This is a genomic window from Streptomyces sp. NBC_00846, assembly GCF_045207325.1.
GTDB lineage: Bacteria > Actinomycetota > Actinomycetes > Streptomycetales > Streptomycetaceae > Streptomyces.
This window is the reverse complement of the sequence record NZ_CP108846.1, coordinates 4,514,520-4,538,673: the sequence shown is the minus strand read 5'-3', so window position 1 is coordinate 4,538,673 and position 24,154 is coordinate 4,514,520. Positions and strand designations below refer to the sequence as shown.

Genomic DNA, 24,154 nt, shown 5'->3' with positions numbered 1-24,154 from the left:
GCCGCGGCGCACCCTGATGACGGCGGCGGCCGGGGCGATGAGCCTGGCCGCCCTCAGCGCCTGCACCGCACCGGCCTCGCCCCGCCGCCGCGACCCCACCGCGGACCCGATGCCCGGCCTGCCGATCAGCGCCTCGCACTCGGCCCTGATGATGCAGATCCTCGCCCACCCGGACGACGACCTGTACTTCATGAACCCGGACACCCAGCAGGCCTTCTACGGCGGGACGCCGCTGGTCTGCGTCTATCTGACCGGCGGCGAGGCCACCGGCATCAATCGCATGCCCGGCCGCCCCCTGCCCACCCCCGACAAGGCCGCGTACTCCTCCTCCCGTCACCAGGGGCTCCGCCAGGCGTACGCGACGCTGCTCGGACTCGGCCGGTTCGCGCAATGGCAGAAGTCCGTCATCACTCTGCGGGGCAACCACCGGGCCGAGATCAACCGCCTCGGCAACGCCGGCCGCAAGGTCGAGCTGATCTTCATCAACACCGCCATACACACCACGTACCGGCGTCTCGGGCTGCCCAGTCTCTGGCAGGACCGGCGGCTCGTCCTGTCCACCGTCGTCGCCGAGAACTCGCCGCTGCAGCAGGTGGGCTCGTACACGTACGACGGACTGATCGACGTCCTGGTCGGGCTGTTCGACCGGTACCGGCCCAGCATCGTGCACACCATGGACCCGGACCCCGACATCCAGCACAGCAGTGAGCTCGTCCGGCGTCGGGACAGCGAGCAGAAGGGCTACTCCGACCATCCCGACCACACCGCGACCGCGCTGTTCACCTGGACGGCGCTGATCCGCTGGGTGGCGCTGGCCACCCGCGACGGCGACGGGGTGCCGCGCTTCGCCACCACGGCGTTCCGCGGCTACTACAACCGGCACTGGCCCAAGAACCTGCCGCCCGCCGTGCTGGCGGAGAAGGCGGCGCTCCTGGTGGCGTACGGGGGTTCGGCCGACTGGGACTGCGGCAACGCCGCGGGCTGCGGCGACTACGGCGTCGGCGGCAACCGGCCGCTGACCAACCGGAAGGGCTGGGTACGGTCCACCCATTACCGCTACCCGGGTCCCCGCCCGGCCGTTGCCACCGACCCGGACGGCCGGCTCGTCGCGTACGGGGTGCTGGGGCTGCGGGCGGTCCGCTGGCGCGAGAACGCGCCGGGCAGCGCGACGTGGGACTCCCCGGACGACCTCGGCGGCGGTCCGCTCGCATCGGTCCTGGGCTGCGCGACCCTGCCGGACGGGCGGCAGTTGCTCTTCGGGCTGCGGTTCGCCGCGCTCGGCGGGCGCGGGGCGGACAACGAGCGCGAGATCGTCGCGCTGGAGCAGCGCTCCCCCGGCGGCGGCTTCCGTGCCTGGCAGGGGCTGGGCAACCCGGTGCGGTATCACGACGGCGGACGCCGGATCGGCGTCCCGGTCGCGATCGCCGCCCCCGACGGACGGGTCCACCTCTTCGTACGGAACGCGGAGCAGGGCCTCAGCACCCGGGTCCGGGACACGGCAGGCCGGTGGAGCGGTTGGCGGGACACGGGCGGCGGCGAGATCCAGGACGGGCTGAATGCCGTGGTGGACGGCGCCGGGTGCGTCCATGTCTTCGCGGCGGGGCGGTTCGCGGTGCATCACTGGACGCAGGACGCGCCGGGCGAACCGGTCGCCGCGCGCACCCGGATCAGCGGGGTGCCGGTGCCCGGGGACGGCCCGGCCGCACTGCCCGGGGCGGACGGGACTGTCGAGCTGTTCTACCGCGCGGCGGCGAAGGCCGCTCTGACGACCGTACGGACCGGGGAGACGGCGGCGGAGACCGGCATCGACGGCTACGGGCGGCTGATCGAGGACCGGGTGGGCTTCCACGGCTACGGGCCGGTGTCCGTCGCGGGGTCGCCGGGCGGTCCGGTGCTGCTCGGCCGCACCGAGAAGGGCCTGGTCCAGCTCCGTACCGCCCAAGGGATCTCCGTACGCAAACGCGGACCGGTGGCGCTGGACGGGCCCGCGCTGCACATCGGGAAGGGCGGGCGGCCGACGGCGGTGGCCCTGGGACCCGACGCCCTGCCCTGGCTCTGGCGCCCCCGTCCGGCCTGAGGACACAGGTGGGCAGATGCCGGAGGGCTGCGGCTGACATCCTTTGATCATGATCAAGGTGCTGATCGCCGAGGACATGACGGTCGTAAGGGAGGGATTGGTCTCCGTGCTGGCACGCGAGCCCGGTATCGATGTCGTGGCCCAGGCCGCCCGCGGGGACGAGGTCCTCGCCACCGCGCTGGCCGCCCGGCCCGACGTGGCGGTGCTGGATGTGGCCATGCCCGGCCAGGACGGCATCACCACGGCACGTCAGCTCGCCGGGTTACTGCCGTCGTGCCGAACGCTCATCCTGACCGTGCTCGACCGGCCAGGGCATCTGCGGGCGGCCAGGGAAGCGGGCGCCGCGGGCTACCTGCTGAAGTCGGCCTCGGCCGGGCAGGTGCTGGCCGCGATCCGCACGGTGGCGGCGGGTGGCACGGTGTACGACCCCGGTCTGCTCGCCGAGGAGCGCAACGCCGGCGCCTCCCCGCTCACCCCACGCGAGACCGACATCCTGCGCCTGGCCGCCCAGGGCATGGGCGCCGCCGAGACGGCGGCGGAGCTGTTCCTGTCCATACGCACCGTCCGCAACCACCTCTCCCTCGCCACGGGCAAGCTGCACGCGCGCACCCTCGTCGACGCTGTGCGCATCGGGGAGCGGCACGGGTGGATCTGACGATCCCGACCGCCAAATCCACCGGTTCCCTATCATTTACTAACGTATAGCCCTCTTTCGATCGTCGACGGGGTACTTACTCACGGGCCGTCTTTGCGCTCCCCTTCCTCGCGTCTGCGCTTCAGCCCCTCCCGGATCTCACCGATCGCGCCCACCGAGATCGCGACACCGAGTGCCAGTTCCAGCACGCCCCATATCAGCGACCAGCCAGAATCTTTGATTCTGCTGATCCCGCTTCCCAGCATGGAGGGGACGAAGACCAGGAGAAACGTCAACTTGTATCGGCGCATCGGCCCTTCTCCTCATGGGCTGAACTTCGGTCACCGACAGCTGGACTTTCCTGTGTAATTCCTGCAGACCGAACGACGGCCGTCATTCGTCAATGAGCTCTTCCCGTCATTCCGGCATCGGCGATCGGCGTCCCGGTTCCGGAAATCGCGCACCGCGGTCTGCCCGGCCCGGCACCGTGGAGGAACCTGCCGCCGGACTCGAAGCACCGCCGCACCGCTGGACCGTTCTGAGTGTTCGGCTGGACAGCCGAGGCCGACAGCCGTCAAACATGCTCAGGAGACGGTCGGTTCAGACGCACGGCACGCGACGCGGTGGTCAATCGCCTCGACAGACATCGGGCCGTCGCTCGCCCCCCAGAGCGTCGCCTCGCCGCGTCGGCCCGCCACGCTCCTGGGAGCGAACGCCTGCCACAGCAGTCGCTCGGCTACGTTGTCGAATACCTGGACCTTCTTGACCGCCTCGCCGGGGTGGGTGCCGCCGGACCGCCGCGAGGCGTATGTCAATCCTTCAGTCGCCTATACTCCGCGACCTCTTGGTTTTGATGGATTCCTTGACGTCCTGAAAAAGCAGGATGAGCCAGCCGACGGTGACGATTCCCGGAAGTACGGCCCACCAGGACCCCCAAGAGGAGAAGGTGAATATCAAACCTCCCAGGATGAAGACTACTTTCCCAGAGGGCTCTTCTGTCCATTTCTTTTGCATGTTAGTCATTTCTCTGGGGTGGGGCTTACGGGAGGGCTGATCATCTTGAGCCCTCCCGTAAGCCCCGGACTCAAACTAACGACGTCGGCAGCCCGATGCTCTAGATCCAGGTCCGCACCAAACGTATTTCTTGAACCACTTCGCCGGGCGCGTCCGCCACAGAGAGTCGACAGATCGCGTGTAGTTGTTGTACTGCGATCTCAAGTCGGCCGTGAAACCGATCGCCGAGCCGGCGCACTCAAGGCCGTTGGCTCGACTCCTGAAGCATCCCTTTGCCCTCTTCACAGTCTTGCGCGGGGACTTGACGGCTCGCCACACCTGGCGAGCGTTTCTGTACCTGGAGAAGGGGGAGGCGATAAACCCAACCGTGAGGGTGACTCGGGCACTCCAGTAGGTGGTGCGCCAAAGAGCATTTCTTCCGATCCGATCGTTCCAAGCCCATTTTCCGTCCAGGTCGTAACTGTTGATGGGATCGGCAGGGTAGGTATAGGCGTTTGCGTTGCCGCCATATACGGGATCAAGAGTGAGGAAGCGCCCCGTCTGCGCATTGTAGAGGCGGACGCCCATGAGGGTGAGACCGGTGAGCGTCTCCGCCGAGCGCTGCTTGCCGCCGAGCCAGCCATAGCGCACCGGCAGCTGACCGGCCCGCGGATTGCCGTACTCGTCGCTGTCGAAAGCGACGATGTCGTCCCCCTCCGCGAGCGGGAGGGCGAGCATCACGTCGCCGTGGACGTTGGTGAGTTGCAGGACGGTACTGCCACCAGCCGACCCCGTCGTCGCGGCGAGGTCACCCGACGCGGACTCGACATTGCGGCTCACCGCGCCGCTCGCTCCCGCGGCCGTGTCCTCCTCCGTCCAGCGCGGGCTGTCCCCGTCGCCGTCGTAGTGGTTGCGCTTGGACGTCGACCGGCTCCAGGTGCCGTCGATGTCGGTCTCGACGGTCCAGGCACGGAAGCGGCGCGCCGCGTCCAGCGTCCAGGTCTGGCGCTGGTCGTCCGTGATCTGGGACTGGACCAGATCGTTGGCGTAGTACGCGAAGGACGAGCCCGGCATGGCCGTGGTGCGGCCGAACGCGTCGTACGCGTACCCCGCGTCGACCAGTCGGTCGCCGCTGTCATAGGCGTGCGACGTCGTCGTGACCGTGCCCGTGCTCGTGCAGTCGGCGCCCTCCGCCGCGGCCGACGACGTCAGCCGGGTGCGGTTGGTGCGCTTGTCGAAGGTGTAGGCGCGGCGCGTGCACACCTCGCCCACCATGTCGTCGACCGACGTCAGCCGGCCCGCCTTGTCGTACCCGTACTCCTGCGCCGACCAACCGGTGTGCGACGTGACCTGCCCGTGGACGGACTCGGAGACCATGTCCGAGGTCACCAGCACACCGTCGCTGTCACGCGTGTAGGTGCGGCCCACCGTGGTGCCGGTGGTGTCCTGGTCCACGGTGAGGGTGTAGCCACCGGGCAGCCGCTCGGTGGCGACCCCGCCGTCCGCGTCGTACGCGGTCGTGAAGGCGCCCGCCACCGAGTCCACCGTCTTCGTGGCCAGGCCGCGCGGCTCGGCACTGTGGTCGTACGTGTACGTCACCGTCGAGGGGACGGAGTCCGTAACCTTCGTGCGGCGGCCGAGCAGGTCGTACTCGGTGGTGGTCATACCCCCGTCCGCGTCCGTGTAGGACACCTCACGGCCCAGTTCGTCGAACGCCTTGGTGATCGTGCCGCCGGTCGTGGAGACCGTGCGGACCACCTGACCGGTCTTCGGGTCGTACTCGGTCGTGGCGTCCGGCACCGCCGCCCCGACGCCGCCCGTCGTCGCCGTCCTGAGGGCACGCCCGGCGTCGTCGTACGTGGTCGTCGTGGTGCGGGTGACGCCGTTCGCGGTCTCGGTCGCCTTGGCCGGCGTCCCGTGCCAGCCGTACTCGGTGGTGGTCACCGGCAGGCCGCTCGGGTTGCTGCCGCCTCCCGTGACTGCCCCGGCGGGTCCGGTGGAGCAGACCAGGTCCGCCCACTCGGGGCGACCCGCGCAGGCTCCGGTGCCGGTCGCCGACCAGTACGTCGTGACGCGCGTGGCCGCGTCGGTGCCGGTGGCACCGGGCAGCAGTTCCTTGGTGATACGGCCCTGGGTGTCGTACTCCTTGGCGGTGGTCAGGGCGAGGCCGGACGGATCGGTGATCGTCTTCGTCGGCAGGCCCTTGACCCAGTCGTAGACCGTCTGGGTCACCCGCTGCTCGGCGTGGATCGCCGGGAAGTCCAGGAGCTGGGCTCCGGTGACGACCTTGGTGATCTGGTTCTCCACCGTCGCCGTTCCGTCGGTGGGACGGCCCTCGTCGTAGGTGTTCTTCGTCCAGGCGCGGGCCACCACGGACTCACCTGCCGGAAGCGTGGTCGAACCGGCGGTGACGGACGTGGTCAGGTCGACGCGGCGGGCTGGGCCGAACTCCTCCATTTCCTTGGCGCCCTTGTCGTCGTAGACGGTGCGGGTGGCGAGCAGTTCGGCGCGCGCCGCCGAGGACAGTCCGTCGAGTCCGAGGCCGGCCAGGGTCTCCTTCGCCGCCGCTGTCCTGCCCACGGCGATCTCCCGGTTGCGGGCGGTCAGCTCGCGCACGGTGTTGCCGTACTGGTCGTAATCGGTGGCGGACAGATGGCCGCCGGGCTGCGCGGTGTTGACCTGACGGCCCGAGGCGTCGGTGTAGGTGACGGTGGCCCGCTTGTAGTCGCCCGCGCCGAGCCCCGAACCCGCGTGGGAGGCGGGGACGGCGTCGGCGGGGAAGACGGCGGTCGCGTCGGTCGGCGCCGCGCCCTGGCCCCAGGCCGCGGTGTCCGAGGCGCCCAGCGCGTACGGGACCTTGGTTCCGCTCAGCGGCACGTCGTAGACGAGGCCGGTGGTCGCCGTGCCCTCGGGCGTAGCGGTCGTGCCCGGCTTGAGGGCGGCACGCGACACCTTCAGGAGCATGCCGTCACCGGCGGTCGCCGCGTTGCCCGCCTTGCCGTACGTCATGGTCCACGGCAGCTCGCCCGGCGGCGTCACCTGGGTGATCCGGCCCGCGTCGTCGTACGCGTACTCCGTCTTCAGAGCGGGCGAGATCTGCGGGTGCCAGGCCTGACGCAGCCGGCCCGCGCTGTCGTAGCCGAACGTCTGCACGGCCTTCGACGTGGCCGCCGACGCACCCGGCGCCGTGGCCCAGAGCCGGATCTCACGCAGCTGGTCCTTGAAGTCGCCCGGCGTGCTCCCTGTGGCGGTGGTGGACGTCGCATAGACGAACTCCAGCGAACGGCAGCCCTTGGTGGACGGGGTCGCGGTGCAGGTGCTCGCGGAGACGGCCGTCGTGGGCGCGATGATGCGCGACGGTCGGACCAGCTTGTCGGTTCCGACGGTCAGCGTCTCGGAGACCACGGTGGTGGTGGAGTTGGCGAGGCCGTCCATGGCAGAGGAGGCGACCTGCCAGGTGGTGGCGCCCTGCGGCTTGGTGAAGACCGTGACCGTGCCTTCGGTGTCCTTCAGCGTGAACGACCCGGTCAGCGAACCGGTCAGGGTGAACTCATCGGCTCCGGGCTCCGGCTTCCAGCCGCCGTTGCTGAGCTTGGTGAAGCCCAACTCCTCGCCGTCGACGTCCACCAGGGCAACCGAGGTCGTGGTGGACTGCTTGAGGTACGACCAGTCGGACTCGGTCAGCTCCGCGATCGTGCCCGCGCTCCACTCCTTGCCGTAGACCGGGAACTGCCCGCTCTGCTTCGCCCCGGCATCGGGCTTCCGCGAGGAGGCGGTGCGTGTGACGGACAGGTCGTAGGCGGAGGCGTCGGTCTCGGAGAGGGTGAAGTCGCCGGTCAGCAGGTTCACCGCGCCGGGACCCACCGACTCGTTTGGCGCGGTCCCCGCGTTGCGGTCGACCGTCACGGTCGCAACCGGGGAGTAGCGGGTCACCGAGCCGTCCGTGAAGGCGGCCCGGACGTCGACCGGGCCGTCCTCGGCGAGGCTGTCGGTGATGTTCCAGGTCAGCTTCGGCGGGCTGCCGGCGGTGGTGGCCAGCGGCCAGCCGGTCACCTTCGATCCGTCGGCGTCCTTGGTGACGGCGGCGGAGGGAACGTCGGCCCAGGTGTCCGTCTCTCCCCGTCGGTACTGGTACGTGACTCCGGTGTAGGTGGGCTTGCCCTTCGCGCCGAGGCTCAGCCGCCGGGCCGGCCGGTCGCCGTCACGAGGCGTCAGAAGGGCCGCGCCCTCCCCGACGCCGAACTCGTACGCGGTGGTGGCGTTGGACAGATTGCCGCCCGAGTCGATCGTCCGCGCGTACAGGGTGTGCCAGCCGTCGCCCGGCTTGAGGGTGACGGTCAGCGGGATGCCGCCGCTGCCCTTGACCGTGTCGTCGATCCGCTTCCCGGTGGCCGGGTCGTTCAGGCCGTACAGATACCCCTGGCCGTCGGTGGAGGTGGTGGAGAAGGTGCACTGGGCACCGTCGGCGTTCTTCTCCGTCCACGTGTCCTTGGTGTACGGGACACAACTGACGCCGGGCGCGGCGGGCTTCGCCGTGTTCAGCACGAAGGTGGTGTAGCCGGTCCACGCCCCGTACAGCGAGCCGTCGTAGCCCCGCACCCGGTAGCGCAGGTGCGAGCCGGACGGGAAGGCGTTCGCCGCCGGGACCGTGATCTTCGCGGTTCCGCCGGAGGCGACCCCGGCACTCGTGGCGGTGTACGCGTAACCGGCCCCGTCGGTGTACTGGGGGTCCGGGGTGATCTCGAACTGCGCCTTGACCGTGTCGCCGTCCGCATCGGTCACCTTGGCCGAGAGCTGCGGGGTGAGGGAGGTGACGTACCGCTTGCCGTTGTAGGCGTTCACCTGCGACGGCGCAATGGCCACCGACGTCGGCTTCGCCGGGTACGAGTTGTACTTCACGGTGAGGTGTGGTTCCACCGCGTTGTCACCGGTGGCGTATGTGGACGAGCGGTAGCGGCGCCAGGTGGAGGAGTCCGTCTCGGTGACACCACGCACCTGCACGCCGTAGTTGGCTGCCCCGTCCGCCCACGCCTGCACGATGCCCGCGACATTGAAATTGACGGTGCCCGCCGGGCAGGCCGACGAGAATCCGAGCGCCTTGGTGCTGATGACCGCCCCGGTCCCGGTGGTGGACGGCTGGGCTCCCCAGGTCAGTCCGGAGTTCGTCCACGACGAGGTGACCCGGCGTATCTGCGTACCGGAGCCATTGGTGGCGCAGGTCGCGGACCAGTACGAGTACAGCGACAGGTTCGCCGAAAGGATCTTCTGCCCAACGAACTTGGCGGCGTCGAACTTCAGGTACGACCGCGCCTTCGTCGAACCGGCGTCGTACGTCCCGGACTTCAGCTCCTTGGACGACGACTGCGAGTCGGGGTAGTTGGTCGCCACCCAGGTGTCGGTGGACGCCGCCAGTGTCGAGGTCGGGTCGACGGTCACGGGGTAGGTGAGCCCGGACGTCCGGAAGTACTCCGGGTCGGGCTTGAGCACCAGCGTCTGCGCGCCGTCCTTCTCCGTCTCGATGCTGGTGTCCACCTGGGCGAGATGCCGGGACTCGCCCGACGCGGGATCGGTGGACGAGTCCCACATCACCGGCGCCGGCGCCTCGGCGGTCAGCTTCCCCGCCGCGTCCTTGAGCAGCAGCCGTCCGGTCTCGTCGTCCCTGAACAGCACAAGGCCCTTCAGCCGCATTGGAATCCGGTAGACGGGTGGTTGCTCCGGTGCCTTGTCGAGGACCACGTTCTGCTCGAACCCGTCGGCCAGTGCCCGTACCGTCAGGGTCTGGCTGCCGCCCAGGTCGTAGGAGGCGGTGTCACCGTCGACCTCGGCCTTGGGCAACGGCTCCTGCCAGCCCATGCCGAACGACTTCGCGCCGCGCTCGACGGAGGCCAGCAAGCCGGGCTCGGTGGTCCCTCCGCCGGTCACCGTGATGTCGGCGAGCGCCGTACGCGGCTCGTAGTCCCGGCCGACCCGCTCCAGGTCGGTGTCGATGTCGGCCCACGCACCATTGCTCTCGCGCATGCGTACCGGTGCCTGGAACAGCTCGGCCGACAGGCTCCCGTCCGGCTCCGCGTACGTGGTCGAGGTCTCGGTCCGCTCGGACAGGACCTCCACGCGGTTGCCCGAGAGCCGGGCCGCTACCCGCGCCGCGTTCACGTCGGCAGCTTCGGTGACCTTCTTCGCGGGCGCGGGGGTGGTGCGGGACAGTGCCTCCCCCCTACCGGCGGGCAGACCGACGGCATCGCCGGTCGTGGCCGCGGTGACGGCCACCTCCGCGACCAGCAGGCCCGCCAGGGTCAGGGCGATCCGGGGCAGGACCCGTCTCTTCCTGGCCGCATTCGGGGCTCTTTTCGTGTTCCACTCGATTTTCACCGGAGGTGACTCCCTCGTCCGACGATCACAACGCCGACGAGTCAAATCTCCGCACCCCAGGTAGTGAAGTGATCACGTCACGAATACGGCGGCGCATCCGGATCACCACAGCCCATGGCGAACCGGGCCTCGTGACGGCCCTCCGTGGACAGGCCATGCGCCGCACCCGGCCTTCCTCCCAGGGGTAACCCACCTAATGACCATGGATTTCTCGGCGCCGGTCGCCGGACAGCCGTACAACCCTCCGCACCCCTCCCCAGTCGTGGAAGTCGATGCTCCGTTTCCGTCGCCCCCTCGCTCGCCACGCCCTCACCGCCGGCCCAGCGCTCGTTCTCCTGGTCGGCGGGACCGTCGCGCTGCTCGCTCTGGACCTGGTCACGCTTCCGCTGAGCCGCCGGTCGGCCGTGACCGCGCTGATCCTGCTGATCCTCCTGCCCGCCGTACTCCTCGGGCAGTACGCGCCCCCGCCGTACCGTCTGCGCTACCGCTTCCGATGGGCCCTCCTGGTCCTCCAGGCCCTGCTCACCTACGGACCGGTGCTGCTGCTCAAGCTGCCCTGGCTGAGCCTGCTGGGGTTCCTGGCCGGGGCCGTCCTGCTGACCGTTCCACGCCCCGCTTCCGTGCTCGTCGCGGTGGCGGTCTGTGCCAGCGGGCCGCTCCTGGTCAGCGGTCTTGAGTTCGAGAACCGCAGCGGCCTCGGCGTCCTGCTCGCCACCCTGACCACAGCGGGCAGTGTCTACGGCATCGCCCAGCTCGCCCTGTTCGTCGCCCGGCTGCACGCCGCGCAGAACCACGCCGCCCACGCGGCCGTACAGACCGAACGCGACCGGATCGCCGGCGACCTGCACGACGTCATCGGCTCGGCGCTCACCCTGATCGCGAACCGCGCCTCCCTGGGCACGGAGGACGAGGATTCCGCCGCCGTCCTCGACGAGATCGCCGCCATCGCGCGCCGCACCCTCGCCGAGGTCCGAGCCGTCTCCCGCGACAACGTCACCCTGTCGCTGGCCACGGAGCTCGCCCAGGCGGCGCAGGTCCTCGCCACCGCCGGGATCACCGTGCGCAGCGACATCGCGCCGTTCACCGCCGATGATCTCCCCCGGGCCGTCGACCACTGTCTCGCCGTGGTCGCGCGGGAGGCCGTCGCCAATGTCCTGCATCACTCCCGCGCCGCCCACTGCTCGATCTCCCTGAGCATCGTCCACAAGGCAGCCACCGACCGGTCCGTCGAATTCTCCGTAGGCAACGACGCCCCCGACTCCCCCGGTACGGCCGCTCCGGGAACCGGCCTCACCAGCCTCGCCGCCCGCGCCGCCGCACTCGGCGGAACCGTGACCGCCGAGCGGCCGTCACCGGGACACTTCCGTCTGCTGGTGCGGCTGCCACTGCCGAGCGGCAACCGGACCACGGGCCCGCCCCGGCCCCGGACACACCACGGGGCCCCGCACCTCAACGCGACACCGTGGGCCGACTCGGGACCCGCATGACGTCGGACAACGCCGAAGGACCCCGGTCCACCGCTCGCGCGGCGGGCCGGGGCCCTTCTCGGTGCTCTGTGCGGAGCAACCAGGTCAGACAGTCAGGTAATTACTTGACGATCTTGGTGACCTGGCCGGCGCCCACGGTCCGGCCACCCTCACGGATGGCGAACTTCAGGCCCTCTTCCATGGCGACCGGCTGGATCAGCGCGACGCTCATGACGGTGTTGTCGCCCGGCATGACCATCTCGGTGCCCTCGGGAAGGGTCACAACGCCCGTCACGTCCGTGGTACGGAAGTAGAACTGCGGGCGGTAGTTGTTGAAGAAGGGGGTGTGACGGCCACCCTCGTCCTTCGACAGGATGTAGGCCTGGGCCTCGAACTCGGTGTGCGGCGTGACCGAACCGGGCTTGATGATGACCTGGCCGCGCTCGACGTCCTCACGCTTGATGCCACGGAGGAGCAGACCGACGTTCTCACCGGCCTGACCCTCGTCGAGCAGCTTGCGGAACATCTCGATGCCGGTGACCGTGGTGGTGGTCTTCTCGGTCTTGATACCGACGATGTCGACGGTCTCGTTGACCTTGAGGATGCCACGCTCGATACGACCGGTGACGACGGTGCCACGACCGGTGATCGTGAAGACGTCCTCGATCGGCATCAGGAACGGCTTGTCGACGTCACGCTCGGGCTGCGGGATGTTCTCGTCGACGGCCTTCATCAGGTCGAGGACGGTCTGGCCCCACTCCTTGTCGCCCTCGAGCGCCTTGAGCGCCGAGACCTTGATGACCGGCAGGTCGTCGCCCGGGAACTCGTACTCGGAGAGGAGCTCACGGACCTCGAGCTCGACGAGCTCCAGGATCTCCTCGTCGTCCACCATGTCGGCCTTGTTCAGGGCGACGACGATGTACGGAACGCCGACCTGGCGGGCCAGGAGCACGTGCTCCTTGGTCTGCGGCATCGGGCCGTCGGTGGCGGCGACCACGAGGATGGCGCCGTCCATCTGCGCCGCACCCGTGATCATGTTCTTGATGTAGTCCGCGTGACCCGGGCAGTCGACGTGCGCGTAGTGACGCTGCTCGGTCTGGTACTCGACGTGCGAGATCGAGATCGTGATACCGCGCTGGCGCTCTTCGGGAGCCTTGTCGATCTGGTCGAAGGCCGAGGCCTCGTTCAGTTCCGGGTACGCGTCGTGCAGCACCTTGGTAATGGCGGCCGTGAGGGTCGTCTTACCGTGGTCGATGTGACCGATGGTGCCGATGTTGACGTGCGGCTTAGTCCGCTCGAACTTCGCCTTCGCCACTGGGTCCTCCTGTGGAGTGGTTCTGTACGCCTTGCTTCATCGGCGCCAGGTGATCTTTGCTGGGATGCCGGTGCCGGGGGCATTCACCGCATTGCTTGCGCTCCGCGACGAATGCCCCACGAGGCTCCGGTGACAAGCCTAAAGCGTGAGCTCGGGTGAGTTACTCGCCCTTGGCCTTCGCGATGATCTCCTCGGCGACGTTCCGCGGAACCTCGGCGTAGGAGTCGAACTGCATCGAGTAGCTTGCGCGACCCGAGGTCTTGCTGCGGAGGTCTCCGACGTAGCCGAACATCTCCGAGAGGGGCACGAGGCCCTTCACGACGCGAGCGCCGCTGCGCTCCTCCATGGCCTGGATCTGGCCACGGCGGGAGTTGAGGTCGCCGATGACATCGCCCATGTAGTCCTCGGGCGTGGTGACCTCGACGGCCATCATCGGCTCCAGGAGCACGGGGGACGCCTTGCGAGCACCCTCCTTGAACGCCTGCGAACCGGCGATCTTGAAGGCGAGCTCGGAGGAGTCGACCTCGTGGTAGCCACCGTCGAGAAGGGTGACGCGGACGCCCACCATCTCGTAACCGGCCAGGATGCCGAACTGCATGGCTTCCTGCGCACCCGCGTCCACCGAGGGGATGTACTCACGGGGGATGCGGCCACCGGTGACCTTGTTGACGAACTCGTAGGACGCGTCGCCACCCTCGATGGGCTCAAGGGCGATCTGCACCTTCGCGAACTGGCCGGTACCACCAGTCTGCTTCTTGTGCGTGTAGTCGATGCGCTCGACGGCCTTGCGGATCGTCTCGCGGTACGCGACCTGCGGCTTGCCGACGTTCGCCTCGACGCGGAACTCGCGCTTCATGCGGTCGACGAGCACATCGAGGTGAAGCTCGCCCATACCACCGATGATGGTCTGGCCGGTCTCCTCGTCGGAGTGCACCTGGAAGGACGGGTCCTCCTCGGAGAGGCGCTGGATGGCGACACCCAGCTTCTCCTGGTCGCCCTTGGACTTGGGCTCGATGGCGACCTGAATGACCGGCGCCGGGAAGTCCATGGACTCCAGGATGACCGGGTTCTTGTCGTCACACAGCGTCTCACCGGTGGTGGTCTGCTTCAGGCCCATGACGGCGATGATGTCGCCGGCGCCCACCGACGCGATCTCCTCACGCTTGTTCGCGTGCATGCGGTAGATCTTGCCGATGCGCTCCTTCTTGCCCTTGACCGAGTTCAGCACCGCGGTGCCGGCCTCGAGGCGACCGGAGTAGATCCGGACGAAGGTGAGCTTGCCGAGGTGCGGGTCGCTCGCGATCTTGAACGCCAGGCCGGAGAACGGCTCGTCGTCCGAGGGCTTGCGCTTGACGACGACCTCGGGGTCCTTGACGTCGTGGCCCTCGATGGCCTCGACGTCCAGGGGGGAGGGCAGGTAACGGACGACCGCGTCGAGCAGGGGCTGGACGCCCTTGTTCTTGAACGCCGTGCCACAGAACACCGGGGTGACGGTGACCGAGTCGGCACTGCCCTTCGATGCGAGGGTGATCCGACGGATCGCCTCGTGCAGCTGCTCCTCGGTGGGCTCGACGCCCTCCAGGTACAGCTCCATCATCTGGTCGTCGTTCTCGGAGACGGCCTCGAGCAGCTTCGCGCGCCACTCGTCAGCCGCCTCGACGTGGGTCTCGGGGATCTCGATCGTGTCGTACATCTCGCCCTTGGGCGCGTCGTCCGACCAGACGAAGGCCTTCATCGACACGAGGTCGATGACGCCCTTGAAGTCGGCTTCGGCACCGATAGGGAGCTGCATGACCAGCGGAACCGCACCGAGGCGGTCCACGATCATGCCGACGCAGCGAAGGAAATCGGCGCCGGTGCGGTCGAGCTTGTTGACGAAGCAGATGCGGGGCACGCCGTAGCGGTCCGCCTGTCGCCAGACGGTCTCGGACTGCGGCTCGACGCCCGCCACACCGTCGAACACGGTGACGGCGCCGTCGAGGACGCGGAGCGAACGCTCCACCTCGACGGTGAAGTCCACGTGTCCCGGGGTGTCGATGATGTTGATGGTGTGGTCAACATCATTCAGCGGCCAGTGGCAGGTCGTCGCGGCGGACGTGATGGTGATGCCGCGCTCCTGCTCCTGCTCCATCCAGTCCATCGTGGCGGAACCCTCGTGGGTTTCACCGATCTTGTAGCTGACACCGGTGTAAAAGAGGATCCGCTCGGTGGTGGTCGTCTTGCCCGCGTCGATGTGGGCCATGATCCCGATGTTGCGGACCTTGGCCAGGTCAAGCGAAGTGGTGGCCATATGGCTCAGTCTTCTCTCGGTTTCGATGTGGGTAGCGACTACCAGCGGTAGTGCGCGAAGGCCTTGTTGGACTCGGCCATCTTGTGGGTGTCCTCGCGCTTCTTGACGGCAGCGCCAAGACCGTTGGAGGCGTCGAGCAGCTCGTTCATGAGACGCTCGGTCATGGTCTTCTCGCGGCGGGCGCGGGAGTAACCCACGAGCCAGCGCAGCGCGAGGGTGGAGGCGCGACCGGGCTTGACCTCGATCGGCACCTGGTAGGTGGCGCCACCGACACGGCGGGACTTGACCTCGAGCGAGGGCTTGACGTTCTCAAGCGCGCGCTTCAGCGTGATGACCGGGTCGTTGCCGGTCTTCTCGCGGAGGCCTTCCATGGCGCCGTACACGATCCGCTCGGCAGTGGAACGCTTGCCGTTGAGCAGGATCTTGTTGATCAGCGAGGTGACAAGAGGAGAACCGTAGACCGGGTCGATGATGACCGGGCGCTTCGGGGCGGGGCCCTTACGAGGCATTCTTACTTCTCCTTCTTGGCGCCGTAGCGGCTGCGGGCCTGCTTGCGGTTCTTGACACCCTGGGTGTCGAGCGAGCCGCGGATGATCTTGTAACGAACACCCGGCAGGTCCTTCACACGGCCACCACGCACGAGCACGATGGAGTGCTCCTGCAGGTTGTGTCCCTCACCCGGGATGTAGGCCGTGACCTCGATACCGGAGGTCAGACGCACACGCGCGACCTTGCGGAGTGCCGAGTTCGGCTTCTTCGGGGTGGTCGTGAACACACGCGTGCAGACGCCGCGGCGCTGGGGCGAACCCTCGAGTGCGGGCGTCTTGTTCTTCTCGACCTTGTCCTGCCGGCCCTTCCGGACCAGCTGCTGGATCGTAGGCACTACTTCTCCGGTTTCTGTGTGCCGTTCGTGAAACTAACCTGGAACGTCACCGACCCACGCGGTCGGGTGTGTCGAATGCTGCAGGCTCCTGCCGCAAGACAGAAAGAGCGCAGATCACGGTGGCCACTGACGGACTCGCCATGCGGTTGAGGACACGCACACGAGCCCAGACACACCCCAGGCACAAGGTCTGAGCGTACCTACCTCGTCGACTCCGGTCAAAACAAATACTGTCCACCGGTACACGCCGCCACGGGCGCCTGGCTTGTCCCCACCCGTAATTCGGGCCTCGAAGGCCTCCGAACCCTGTACGGCCCCGTACGGCCCCGTACAGGGCACCCACGGCCCCGCTCGCGCGCCGCCCCGGACCCCGGCCGGCGTGCGGAACGCGCCGCGGCCGTGAAATACCACACTCCGGAGAGCATCGCGACACGCCGAAGGGCGGCCACCCCGTACGCAACGGGATGACCGCCCTCCGATCGATCAAGCGACTCGCTTACTGGTTGTACGGACCGTAGTCGTAGTCCTCCAGCGGAACGGCCTGGCCGGAGCCGGTGCCGAACGGCGAGTAGTCGATGTCGTCGTAGCCGACGGCCGAGTACATCGCGGCCTTGGCCTCCTCGGTCGGCTCGACCCGGATGTTGCGGTAGCGGGACAGACCCGTACCGGCCGGGATGAGCTTACCGATGATGACGTTCTCCTTGAGGCCGATCAGGGAGTCCGACTTGGCGTTGATCGCCGCGTCGGTCAGAACCCTGGTCGTCTCCTGGAAGGACGCCGCCGACAGCCACGACTCGGTGGCGAGCGAGGCCTTGGTGATACCCATCAGCTGCGGACGGCCGGAGGCGGGGTGACCGCCCTCGGTGACCACACGACGGTTCTCGGTCTCGAACTTCGAGCGCTCGACGAGCTCGCCAGGCAGCAGCTCCGCGTCGCCGGACTCGATGATCGTCACACGGCGCAGCATCTGCCGGATGATGATCTCGATGTGCTTGTCGTGGATCGACACACCCTGCGAGTTGTAGACCTTCTGGACCTCGCCGACCAGGTGGACCTGGACCGCGCGCTGACCGAGGATCCGCAGCACGTCGTGCGGGTTGGTGGCACCCACGGTGAGCTTCTGGCCCACCTCGACGTGATCGCCCTCGCCCACCAGCAGACGGGCACGCTTCGAGATCGGGAACGCCGTCTCGTCGCTGCCGTCGTCCGGGGTGACGACGAGCTTCTTGGTCTTCTCGGTCTCCTCGATACGGACGCGGCCGGCTGCCTCCGAGATCGGGGCGACACCCTTGGGCGTACGGGCTTCGAAGAGCTCGACGACTCGGGGCAGACCCTGGGTGATGTCGTCACCGGCCACACCACCGGTGTGGAAGGTACGCATCGTCAGCTGGGTACCGGGCTCACCGATGGACTGGGCGGCGATGATGCCGACCGCCTCACCGATGTCGACCAGCTTGCCGGTGGCGAGCGAGCGTCCGTAGCAGAAGGCACAGGTGCCGACCGCGGACTCACAGGTCAGGACCGAACGGGTCTTGACCTCCTTGACGCCGGCGCCCACCAGGGCGTCGATCAGGACGTCACCGAGGTCGACGTTGGCAGGCGCGATGACCTTGCCGTCGACGACGACGTCCTCGGCGAGCATCCGGGCGTAGACCGAGGTCTCGACGTCCTCCGTCTTGCGGAGCACACCGTCCGCACCCTTGACGGCGATCTTCAGCTTGAGGCCGCGGTCGGTGCCGCAGTCCTCCTCGCGAATGATCACGTCCTGCGAGACGTCCACCAGACGACGGGTCAGGTAACCCGAGTCGGCGGTACGCAGGGCGGTGTCCGCCAGACCCTTACGGGCACCGTGCGTGGAGATGAAGTACTCCAGAACGGTGAGGCCCTCACGGAAGGACGCCTTGATGGGACGCGGGATCGTCTCGTTCTTGGCGTTGGACACCAGACCACGCATACCGGCGATCTGACGCATCTGCATCATGTTTCCTCGGGCACCCGAGTCAACCATCATGAAGATGGGGTTCGTCTTGGGGAAGTTCGCGTTCATCGCCTCGGCAACCTCGTTGGTCGCCTTGGTCCAGATCGCGATGAGCTCCTGCGTGCGCTCGTCCTTGGTGATCAGACCGCGCTCGTACTGCTTCTGGACCTTCTCGTCCTGCGCCTCGTAGCCCGCGACGATCGCCTTCTTGGCCTCGGGGACCACGACGTCGGAGATGGCCACGGTGACACCGGAACGGGTCGCCCAGTAGAAGCCCGCCGCCTTCAGGTTGTCGAGCGTCGCCGCCACGATGACCTTGGGGTAGCGCTCGGCGAGGTCGTTGACGATCTCGGAGAGCTGCTTCTTGCCGACCGAGTAGTCGACGAACGGGTAGTCCTCGGGCAGCAGCTCGTTGAAGAGCGCGCGGCCCAGGGACGTACGCAGCCGGAACGTGTCGCCCTGCTGGTACTCCTGCTCACCTTCCTCGGCGACCGGCGGCACCCAGCCGCGCGGCGGGATGGTGCCCACCGGGAAGCGGATGTCGACCTTCGCCTGGAGCGACAGCTCGCGGGCGTCGAAGGCCATGATCGCCTCGGCCGTGGAACCGAAGGAACGGCCCTGGCCGACGACCTTGCGCTCCTCCTCGTCCGTGGTGAGGAAGAACAGGCCCAGCACCATGTCCTGGGTCGGCATGGTGACGGGACGACCGTCGGCCGGCTTCAGGATGTTGTTCGAGGACAGCATCAGGATGCGGGCCTCGGCCTGCGCCTCCGCGGAGAGCGGCAGGTGCACGGCCATCTGGTCACCGTCGAAGTCCGCGTTGAACGCGGTGCAGACGAGCGGGTGGATCTGAATGGCCTTGCCCTCGACCAGCTGCGGCTCGAAGGCCTGGATGCCGAGACGGTGCAGCGTCGGCGCACGGTTCAGCAGCACCGGGTGCTCGGCGATGACCTCTTCGAGGACGTCGTACACCACGGTGCGGCCACGCTCGACCATGCGCTTGGCCGACTTGATGTTCTGCGCGTGGTTCAGGTCGACCAGGCGCTTCATCACGAACGGCTTGAAGAGCTCCAGCGCCATGGCCTTCGGCAGACCGCACTGGTGCAGCTTGAGCTGCGGGCCGACGACGATCACGGAACGCGCGGAGTAGTCCACACGCTTACCGAGAAGGTTCTGACGGAATCGACCCTGCTTGCCCTTCAGCATGTCGCTGAGGGACTTGAGCGGGCGGTTGCCGGGACCGGTGACCGGGCGACCGCGGCGGCCGTTGTCGAACAGCGCGTCGACGGCCTCCTGCAGCATCCGCTTCTCGTTGTTCACGATGATCTCGGGGGCACCGAGGTCGAGGAGACGCTTGAGGCGGTTGTTGCGGTTGATCACACGGCGGTACAGGTCGTTCAGGTCGGAGGTCGCGAAGCGGCCACCGTCCAGCTGCACCATCGGACGCAGGTCCGGCGGGATGACCGGCACGCAGTCGAGCACCATGCCCTTGGGCTTGTTGCTGGTCTGCAGGAACGCGGAGACGACCTTGAGGCGCTTGAGCGCACGGGTCTTCTTCTGGCCCTTGCCGGTACGGATGATCTCGCGGAGGCGCTCGGCCTCCTCGTCGAGGTCGAACGACTCCAGGCGCTTCTGCAGAGCGGCGGCGCCCATGCAGCCGTCGAAGTACGTGCCGAAGCGGTCACGCAGCTCGCGGTAGAGCAGCTCGTCGCCCTCCAGGTCCTGGACCTTGAGGTTCTTGAAGCGGCTCCACACCTCGTCGAGGCGGTCGATCTCGCGCTGCGCACGGTCGCGCAGCTGCTTCATCTCACGCTCGGCACCCTCGCGCACCTTGCGGCGCACGTCTGCCTTGGCGCCCTCGGCCTCCAGCTCGGCCAGGTCGGTCTCGAGCTTCTTGGCACGGGCCTCGAGGTCGGAGTCGCGACGGTTCTCGACCTGCTGGCGCTCGACGGAGACGTGCGCCTCCAGCGAGGGCAGGTCGCGCGTACGGCGCTCCTCGTCCACGAACGTGATCATGTAGGCGGCGAAGTAGATGACCTTCTCGAGGTCCTTCGGCGCGAGGTCCAGCAGGTAGCCCAGGCGCGACGGGACGCCCTTGAAGTACCAGATGTGGGTGACGGGAGCGGCAAGCTCGATGTGACCCATGCGCTCACGGCGCACCTTGGCGCGCGTGACCTCGACGCCACAGCGCTCACAGATGATGCCCTTGAAGCGGACACGCTTGTACTTGCCGCAGTAGCACTCCCAGTCCCGGGTCGGACCGAAGATCTTCTCGCAGAAGAGTCCGTCCTTTTCGGGCTTGAGCGTGCGGTAGTTGATGGTCTCCGGCTTCTTCACTTCGCCGTGGGACCAGGTCCGGATGTCGTCCGCGGTGGCAAGGCCGATCCGCAGCTCGTCGAAGAAGTTGACGTCGAGCACTTGTCGTCAATCCCTCTTTCGGGGGTTCGAGCCCCCTCGCGTCACGCGAGAAATCGGGGCACTTCAGCAATGGTCTGAACGGGTCCGGGGAGAGCCGGCCGGATCACGGGGATCCGGCCGGCCAACCCGTCAGACCTCTTCGACGCTGCTCGGCTCGCGCCGGGACAGGTCGATACCGAGCTCCTCCGCCGCGCGGAAGACGTCCTCGTCCGTGTCGCGCATCTCGATGGACATGCCGTCCGAGGACAGCACCTCCACATTGAGGCAGAGCGACTGCATTTCCTTGATGAGCACCTTGAAGGACTCGGGAATGCCGGGCTCGGGGATGTTCTCGCCCTTGACGATCGCCTCGTAGACCTTCACGCGGCCGGTCACGTCGTCGGACTTGATCGTCAGCAGTTCCTGGAGGGCGTATGCGGCGCCGTAAGCCTCAAGGGCCCACACCTCCATCTCACCGAAGCGCTGTCCACCGAACTGGGCCTTACCACCCAGCGGCTGCTGGGTGATCATGGAGTACGGGCCCGTCGAACGAGCGTGCAGCTTGTCGTCGACGAGGTGGTGCAGCTTGAGGATGTACATGTACCCGACCGAGACCGGCTCCGGGAACGGCTCGCCGGAGCGGCCGTCGAACAGATGGGCCTTGCCGGAGGGCTGCACCAGGCGGTCGCCGTCGCGGTTCGGGATCGTGGCCTCGAAGAGACCGGAGATCTCGTCCTCGCGCGCACCGTCGAAGACGGGGGTGGCGACGTTGGTGCCGGGGGCGACCTGGTCGGCGCCGATGGCCTGCAGGCGCTTGGCCCACTCCTCACCGAGACCGGAGACGTCCCAGCCGCGGCTGGCGAGCCAGCCGAGGTGGATCTCCAGGACCTGTCCCGGGTTCATTCGGGACGGGACACCCAGCGGGTTGAGGATGATGTCGACCGGGGTGCCGTCCTCCAGGAACGGCATGTCCTCGATCGGCAGGATCTTCGAGATGACGCCCTTGTTGCCGTGTCGGCCGGCGAGCTTGTCACCATCGGTGATCTTGCGCTTCTGCGCGACGTAGACGCGGACCAGCTGGTTCACGCCCGGCGGCAGCTCGTCGCCCTCTTCGCGGTCGAAGACGCGGACGCCGATGACCTTGCCGATCTCACCGTGCGGCACCTTCAGCGAGGTGTCGCGCACCTCGCGCGCCTTCTCACCGAAGATCGCGCGGAGCAGGCGCTCCTCGGGGGTCAGCTCGGTCTCGCCCTTGGGCGTGACCTTGCCGACGAGGATGTCGCCGGCGACGACCTCGGCACCGATACGGATGATGCCGCGCTCGTCGAGGTCGGCGAGGACCTCTTCGGAGACGTTCGGGATGTCCCGGGTGATCTCCTCCGGGCCGAGCTTGGTGTCACGGGCGTCGACCTCGTGCTCCTCGATGTGGATCGAGGAGAGGACGTCGTCCTGCACGAGGCGCTGCGACAGGATGATCGCGTCCTCGTAGTTGTGACCCTCCCACGGCATGAACGCCACGAGCAGGTTCTTGCCGAGGGCCATCTCACCGTTCTCGGTGGCCGGACCGTCGGCGAGAACCTGGTCGGTGACGACCCGGTCGCCCTCGGAGACGACAACCTTCTGGTTGACCGAGGTGCCCTGGTTGGAGCGCATGAACTTGGCGATGCGGTACGTGGTGTACGTGCCGTCGTCGTTGGTCACGGTGATGTAGTCCGCGGAGACCTCCTGGACCACACCGTCCTTCTCGGCCTTGAGCACGTCACCGGCGTCGGTGGCGCAGCGGTACTCCATGCCAGTGCCGACGAGCGGGGCCTCCGACTTGATCAGCGGCACCGCCTGACGCATCATGTTCGCGCCCATGAGGGCACGGTTCGCGTCGTCGTGCTCCAGGAAGGGGATCATCGCGGTGGCGACGGACACCATCTGGCGGGGCGAGACGTCCATGTAGTCGACGTCCGTGCCGGGCACGTAGTCGACCTCGCCACCACGGCGGCGGACCAGCACTCGGGGCTCGACGAACCGGAGGTCGTCGGTCAGCGGCGCGTTGGCCTGCGCGATGACGAAGCGGTCCTCCTCGTCGGCGGTCAGGTAGTCCACCTCGTCGGTGACCTGGCCCTCGACGACCTTGCGGTACGGCGTCTCGATGAAGCCGAACGCGTTGATGCGGCCGTACGAGGCCAGCGAACCGATCAGACCGATGTTCGGGCCTTCGGGCGTCTCGATCGGGCACATGCGTCCGTAGTGCGACGGGTGCACGTCACGGACCTCGAAGCCGGCCCGCTCACGGGAGAGACCACCCGGGCCCAGCGCGTTGAGACGACGCTTGTGCGTCAGGCCCGAGAGCGGGTTGTTCTGGTCCATGAACTGGGACAGCTGGCTGGTGCCGAAGAACTCCTTGATGGAGGCGACGACCGGCCGGATGTTGATCAGGGTCTGCGGCGTGATCGCCTCGACGTCCTGGGTGGTCATGCGCTCGCGCACGACGCGCTCCATACGGGCGAGACCCGTACGGACCTGGTTCTGGATCAGCTCACCGACGTTACGGATACGACGATTGCCGAAGTGGTCGATGTCGTCGGTCTCGACCATGATCGAGCGACCGGACTCGCCGACCGTCTCGGTCTCACCGGCGTGCAGCTTCACCAGGTACTTGATGGTGGCGATGACGTCGTCGGTGGTGAGCACGCCGGCGTCCAGCGGCTCGTTCGCGCCGAGCTTCTTGTTCACCTTGTAGCGGCCGACCTTCGCCAGGTCGTAGCGCTTCGGGTTGAAGTAGAGGTTCTCCAGCAGCGTCTGCGCGGCCTCGCGGGTCGGGGGCTCGCCCGGACGCAGCTTGCGGTAGATGTCGAGCAGCGCGTCGTCCTGGCCCTGGGTGTGGTCCTTCTCCAGGGTGGCGCGCATGGACTCGTACTCGCCGAACTCCTCCAGGATCTGCTCGGTCGTCCAACCGAGAGCCTTGAGCAGGACGGTCACGGACTGCTTGCGCTTGCGGTCGATGCGGACACCGACCATGTCGCGCTTGTCGATCTCCATCTCGAGCCAGGCACCCCGGGAGGGGATGATCTTGGCGGAGAAGATGTCCTTGTCGGACGTCTTGTCGATGGAGGAGTCGAAGTAGACACCCGGCGAGCGGACCAGCTGCGACACGACGACACGCTCGGTGCCGTTGATGACGAAGGTGCCCTTGTTGGTCATGAGCGGGAAGTCGCCCATGAAGACCGTCTGGGACTTGATCTCGCCGGTCTCGTTGTTGGTGAACTCGGCCGTGACGAAGAGCGGGGCGGCGAACGTGAAGTCGCGCTCCTTGCACTCGTCGATCGAGTTCTTCGGGGGCTCGAAGCGGTGGTCGCGGAACGTAAGCGACATCGACCCGGAGAAGTCCTCGATCGGTGAAATCTCCTCGAAGATTTCCTCCAGGCCGGACTTGGTGGGGACGTCTTGTCCACTGTCCAGAGCAGCCTCGACGCGAGCCTTCCAGGCGGCATTGCCGAGGAGCCAGTCAAAGCTCTCGGTCTGCAGCGCGAGGAGGTTCGGAACCTCGAGGGGCTCCTTGATCTTTGCAAAGGAGATGCGCAGCGGGGCGGTGCTGGCACCGTTGTTCGTATTCGCGGTCGAGGCGTTGCGCGAGGCGGCCAAGAGGGGGTCCTTCCGAGGGCTCGGACTCACTACGCGCGTACCGGTCCCAAGCTGGACACAGAGACGGTCTGTTTCTGATTCGGCCGAAAACGGCCAGGTCAGAGACGGTCGGTCAT

Annotated in this window: 12 protein-coding genes; 3 read left to right on the top strand and 9 right to left on the bottom strand. The window is 67.7% G+C overall.

Going from position 1 to position 24,154, the window contains the following annotated elements; genetic code table 11:
• The first annotated feature begins 16 nt into the window (after positions 1-16).
• On the top strand, positions 17-2,077 hold the full coding sequence (locus OG936_RS20970; RefSeq protein WP_406500532.1) for a PIG-L family deacetylase: 2,061 nt from the start codon (positions 17-19) through the stop codon (positions 2,075-2,077).
• Between the two features lie 49 nt (positions 2,078-2,126).
• Positions 2,127-2,732 carry a response regulator transcription factor gene (locus tag OG936_RS20965; RefSeq protein ID WP_406496612.1) on the top strand — a complete coding sequence of 202 codons (606 nt, stop codon included), beginning with the start codon at positions 2,127-2,129 and terminating at the stop codon, positions 2,730-2,732.
• An 80-nt stretch (positions 2,733-2,812) separates the two neighbouring features.
• Here the strand turns inward: OG936_RS20965 and OG936_RS20960 are convergent, their stop codons facing one another.
• The 3 genes from OG936_RS20960 to OG936_RS20950 form a co-directional block, all read right to left on the bottom strand.
• Entirely contained in the window at positions 2,813-3,022 is a 210-nt protein-coding gene (locus OG936_RS20960) for a hypothetical protein (protein ID WP_406496610.1), read from the bottom strand.
• 273 nt (positions 3,023-3,295) lie between these two features.
• Positions 3,296-3,526 carry a hypothetical protein gene (locus OG936_RS20955; RefSeq protein WP_406496609.1) on the bottom strand — a complete coding sequence of 77 codons (231 nt, stop codon included), beginning with the start codon at positions 3,524-3,526 and terminating at the stop codon, positions 3,296-3,298.
• 274 nt (positions 3,527-3,800) lie between these two features.
• Positions 3,801-10,073, bottom strand: a complete 6,273-nt coding sequence (locus OG936_RS20950; protein ID WP_406496607.1) for a DNRLRE domain-containing protein — start codon at positions 10,071-10,073, stop codon at positions 3,801-3,803.
• 272 nt (positions 10,074-10,345) lie between these two features.
• On the opposite strand from OG936_RS20950, the gene OG936_RS20945 reads away from it, so the two are divergent.
• Entirely contained in the window at positions 10,346-11,560 is a 1,215-nt protein-coding gene (locus tag OG936_RS20945) for a sensor histidine kinase (RefSeq protein WP_406496606.1), read from the top strand.
• A 100-nt stretch (positions 11,561-11,660) separates the two neighbouring features.
• Here the strand turns inward: OG936_RS20945 and tuf are convergent, their stop codons facing one another.
• From tuf to rpoB, 6 genes are all read right to left on the bottom strand, one after another.
• Positions 11,661-12,854 carry an elongation factor Tu gene (gene tuf / locus OG936_RS20940; protein WP_406496604.1) on the bottom strand — a complete coding sequence of 398 codons (1,194 nt, stop codon included), beginning with the start codon at positions 12,852-12,854 and terminating at the stop codon, positions 11,661-11,663.
• A 160-nt stretch (positions 12,855-13,014) separates the two neighbouring features.
• Positions 13,015-15,144: an elongation factor G gene (fusA, locus tag OG936_RS20935; protein ID WP_406496602.1), complete on the bottom strand. Its 2,130-nt coding sequence runs from the start codon at positions 15,142-15,144 to the stop codon at positions 13,015-13,017.
• A 38-nt stretch (positions 15,145-15,182) separates the two neighbouring features.
• A complete protein-coding gene (rpsG, locus tag OG936_RS20930; RefSeq protein ID WP_093897234.1) occupies positions 15,183-15,653 on the bottom strand; it encodes a 30S ribosomal protein S7 in 471 nt (156 codons plus the stop codon).
• A gap of 2 nt (positions 15,654-15,655) precedes the next feature.
• The gene (gene rpsL, locus OG936_RS20925) at positions 15,656-16,027 is read right to left on the bottom strand and encodes a 30S ribosomal protein S12 (protein ID WP_003948652.1); all 372 of its coding nucleotides are present in this window, start codon (positions 16,025-16,027) and stop codon (positions 15,656-15,658) included.
• 496 nt (positions 16,028-16,523) lie between these two features.
• Entirely contained in the window at positions 16,524-20,423 is a 3,900-nt protein-coding gene (locus OG936_RS20920) for a DNA-directed RNA polymerase subunit beta' (protein WP_383758809.1), read from the bottom strand.
• Between the two features lie 129 nt (positions 20,424-20,552).
• The gene (gene rpoB / locus OG936_RS20915; protein WP_406496599.1) at positions 20,553-24,038 is read right to left on the bottom strand and encodes a DNA-directed RNA polymerase subunit beta; all 3,486 of its coding nucleotides are present in this window, start codon (positions 24,036-24,038) and stop codon (positions 20,553-20,555) included.
• Between the last annotated feature and the right edge of the window lie 116 nt (positions 24,039-24,154).

Excerpts from the sequence above, each read along its gene's own strand:
- OG936_RS20970 (WP_406500532.1), top strand. The coding sequence starts at position 17 with ATGACGGCGGCGGCCGGGGCGATGAGCCTGGCCGCCCTCAGCGCCTGC.
- OG936_RS20945 (WP_406496606.1), top strand. The coding sequence starts at position 10,346 with ATGCTCCGTTTCCGTCGCCCCCTCGCTCGCCACGCCCTCACCGCCGGC.
- OG936_RS20965 (WP_406496612.1), top strand. The coding sequence starts at position 2,127 with ATGATCAAGGTGCTGATCGCCGAGGACATGACGGTCGTAAGGGAGGGA.
- OG936_RS20960 (WP_406496610.1), bottom strand. The coding sequence starts at position 3,022 with ATGCGCCGATACAAGTTGACGTTTCTCCTGGTCTTCGTCCCCTCCATG.
- fusA (WP_406496602.1), bottom strand. The coding sequence starts at position 15,144 with ATGGCCACCACTTCGCTTGACCTGGCCAAGGTCCGCAACATCGGGATC.
- rpsG (WP_093897234.1), bottom strand. The coding sequence starts at position 15,653 with ATGCCTCGTAAGGGCCCCGCCCCGAAGCGCCCGGTCATCATCGACCCG.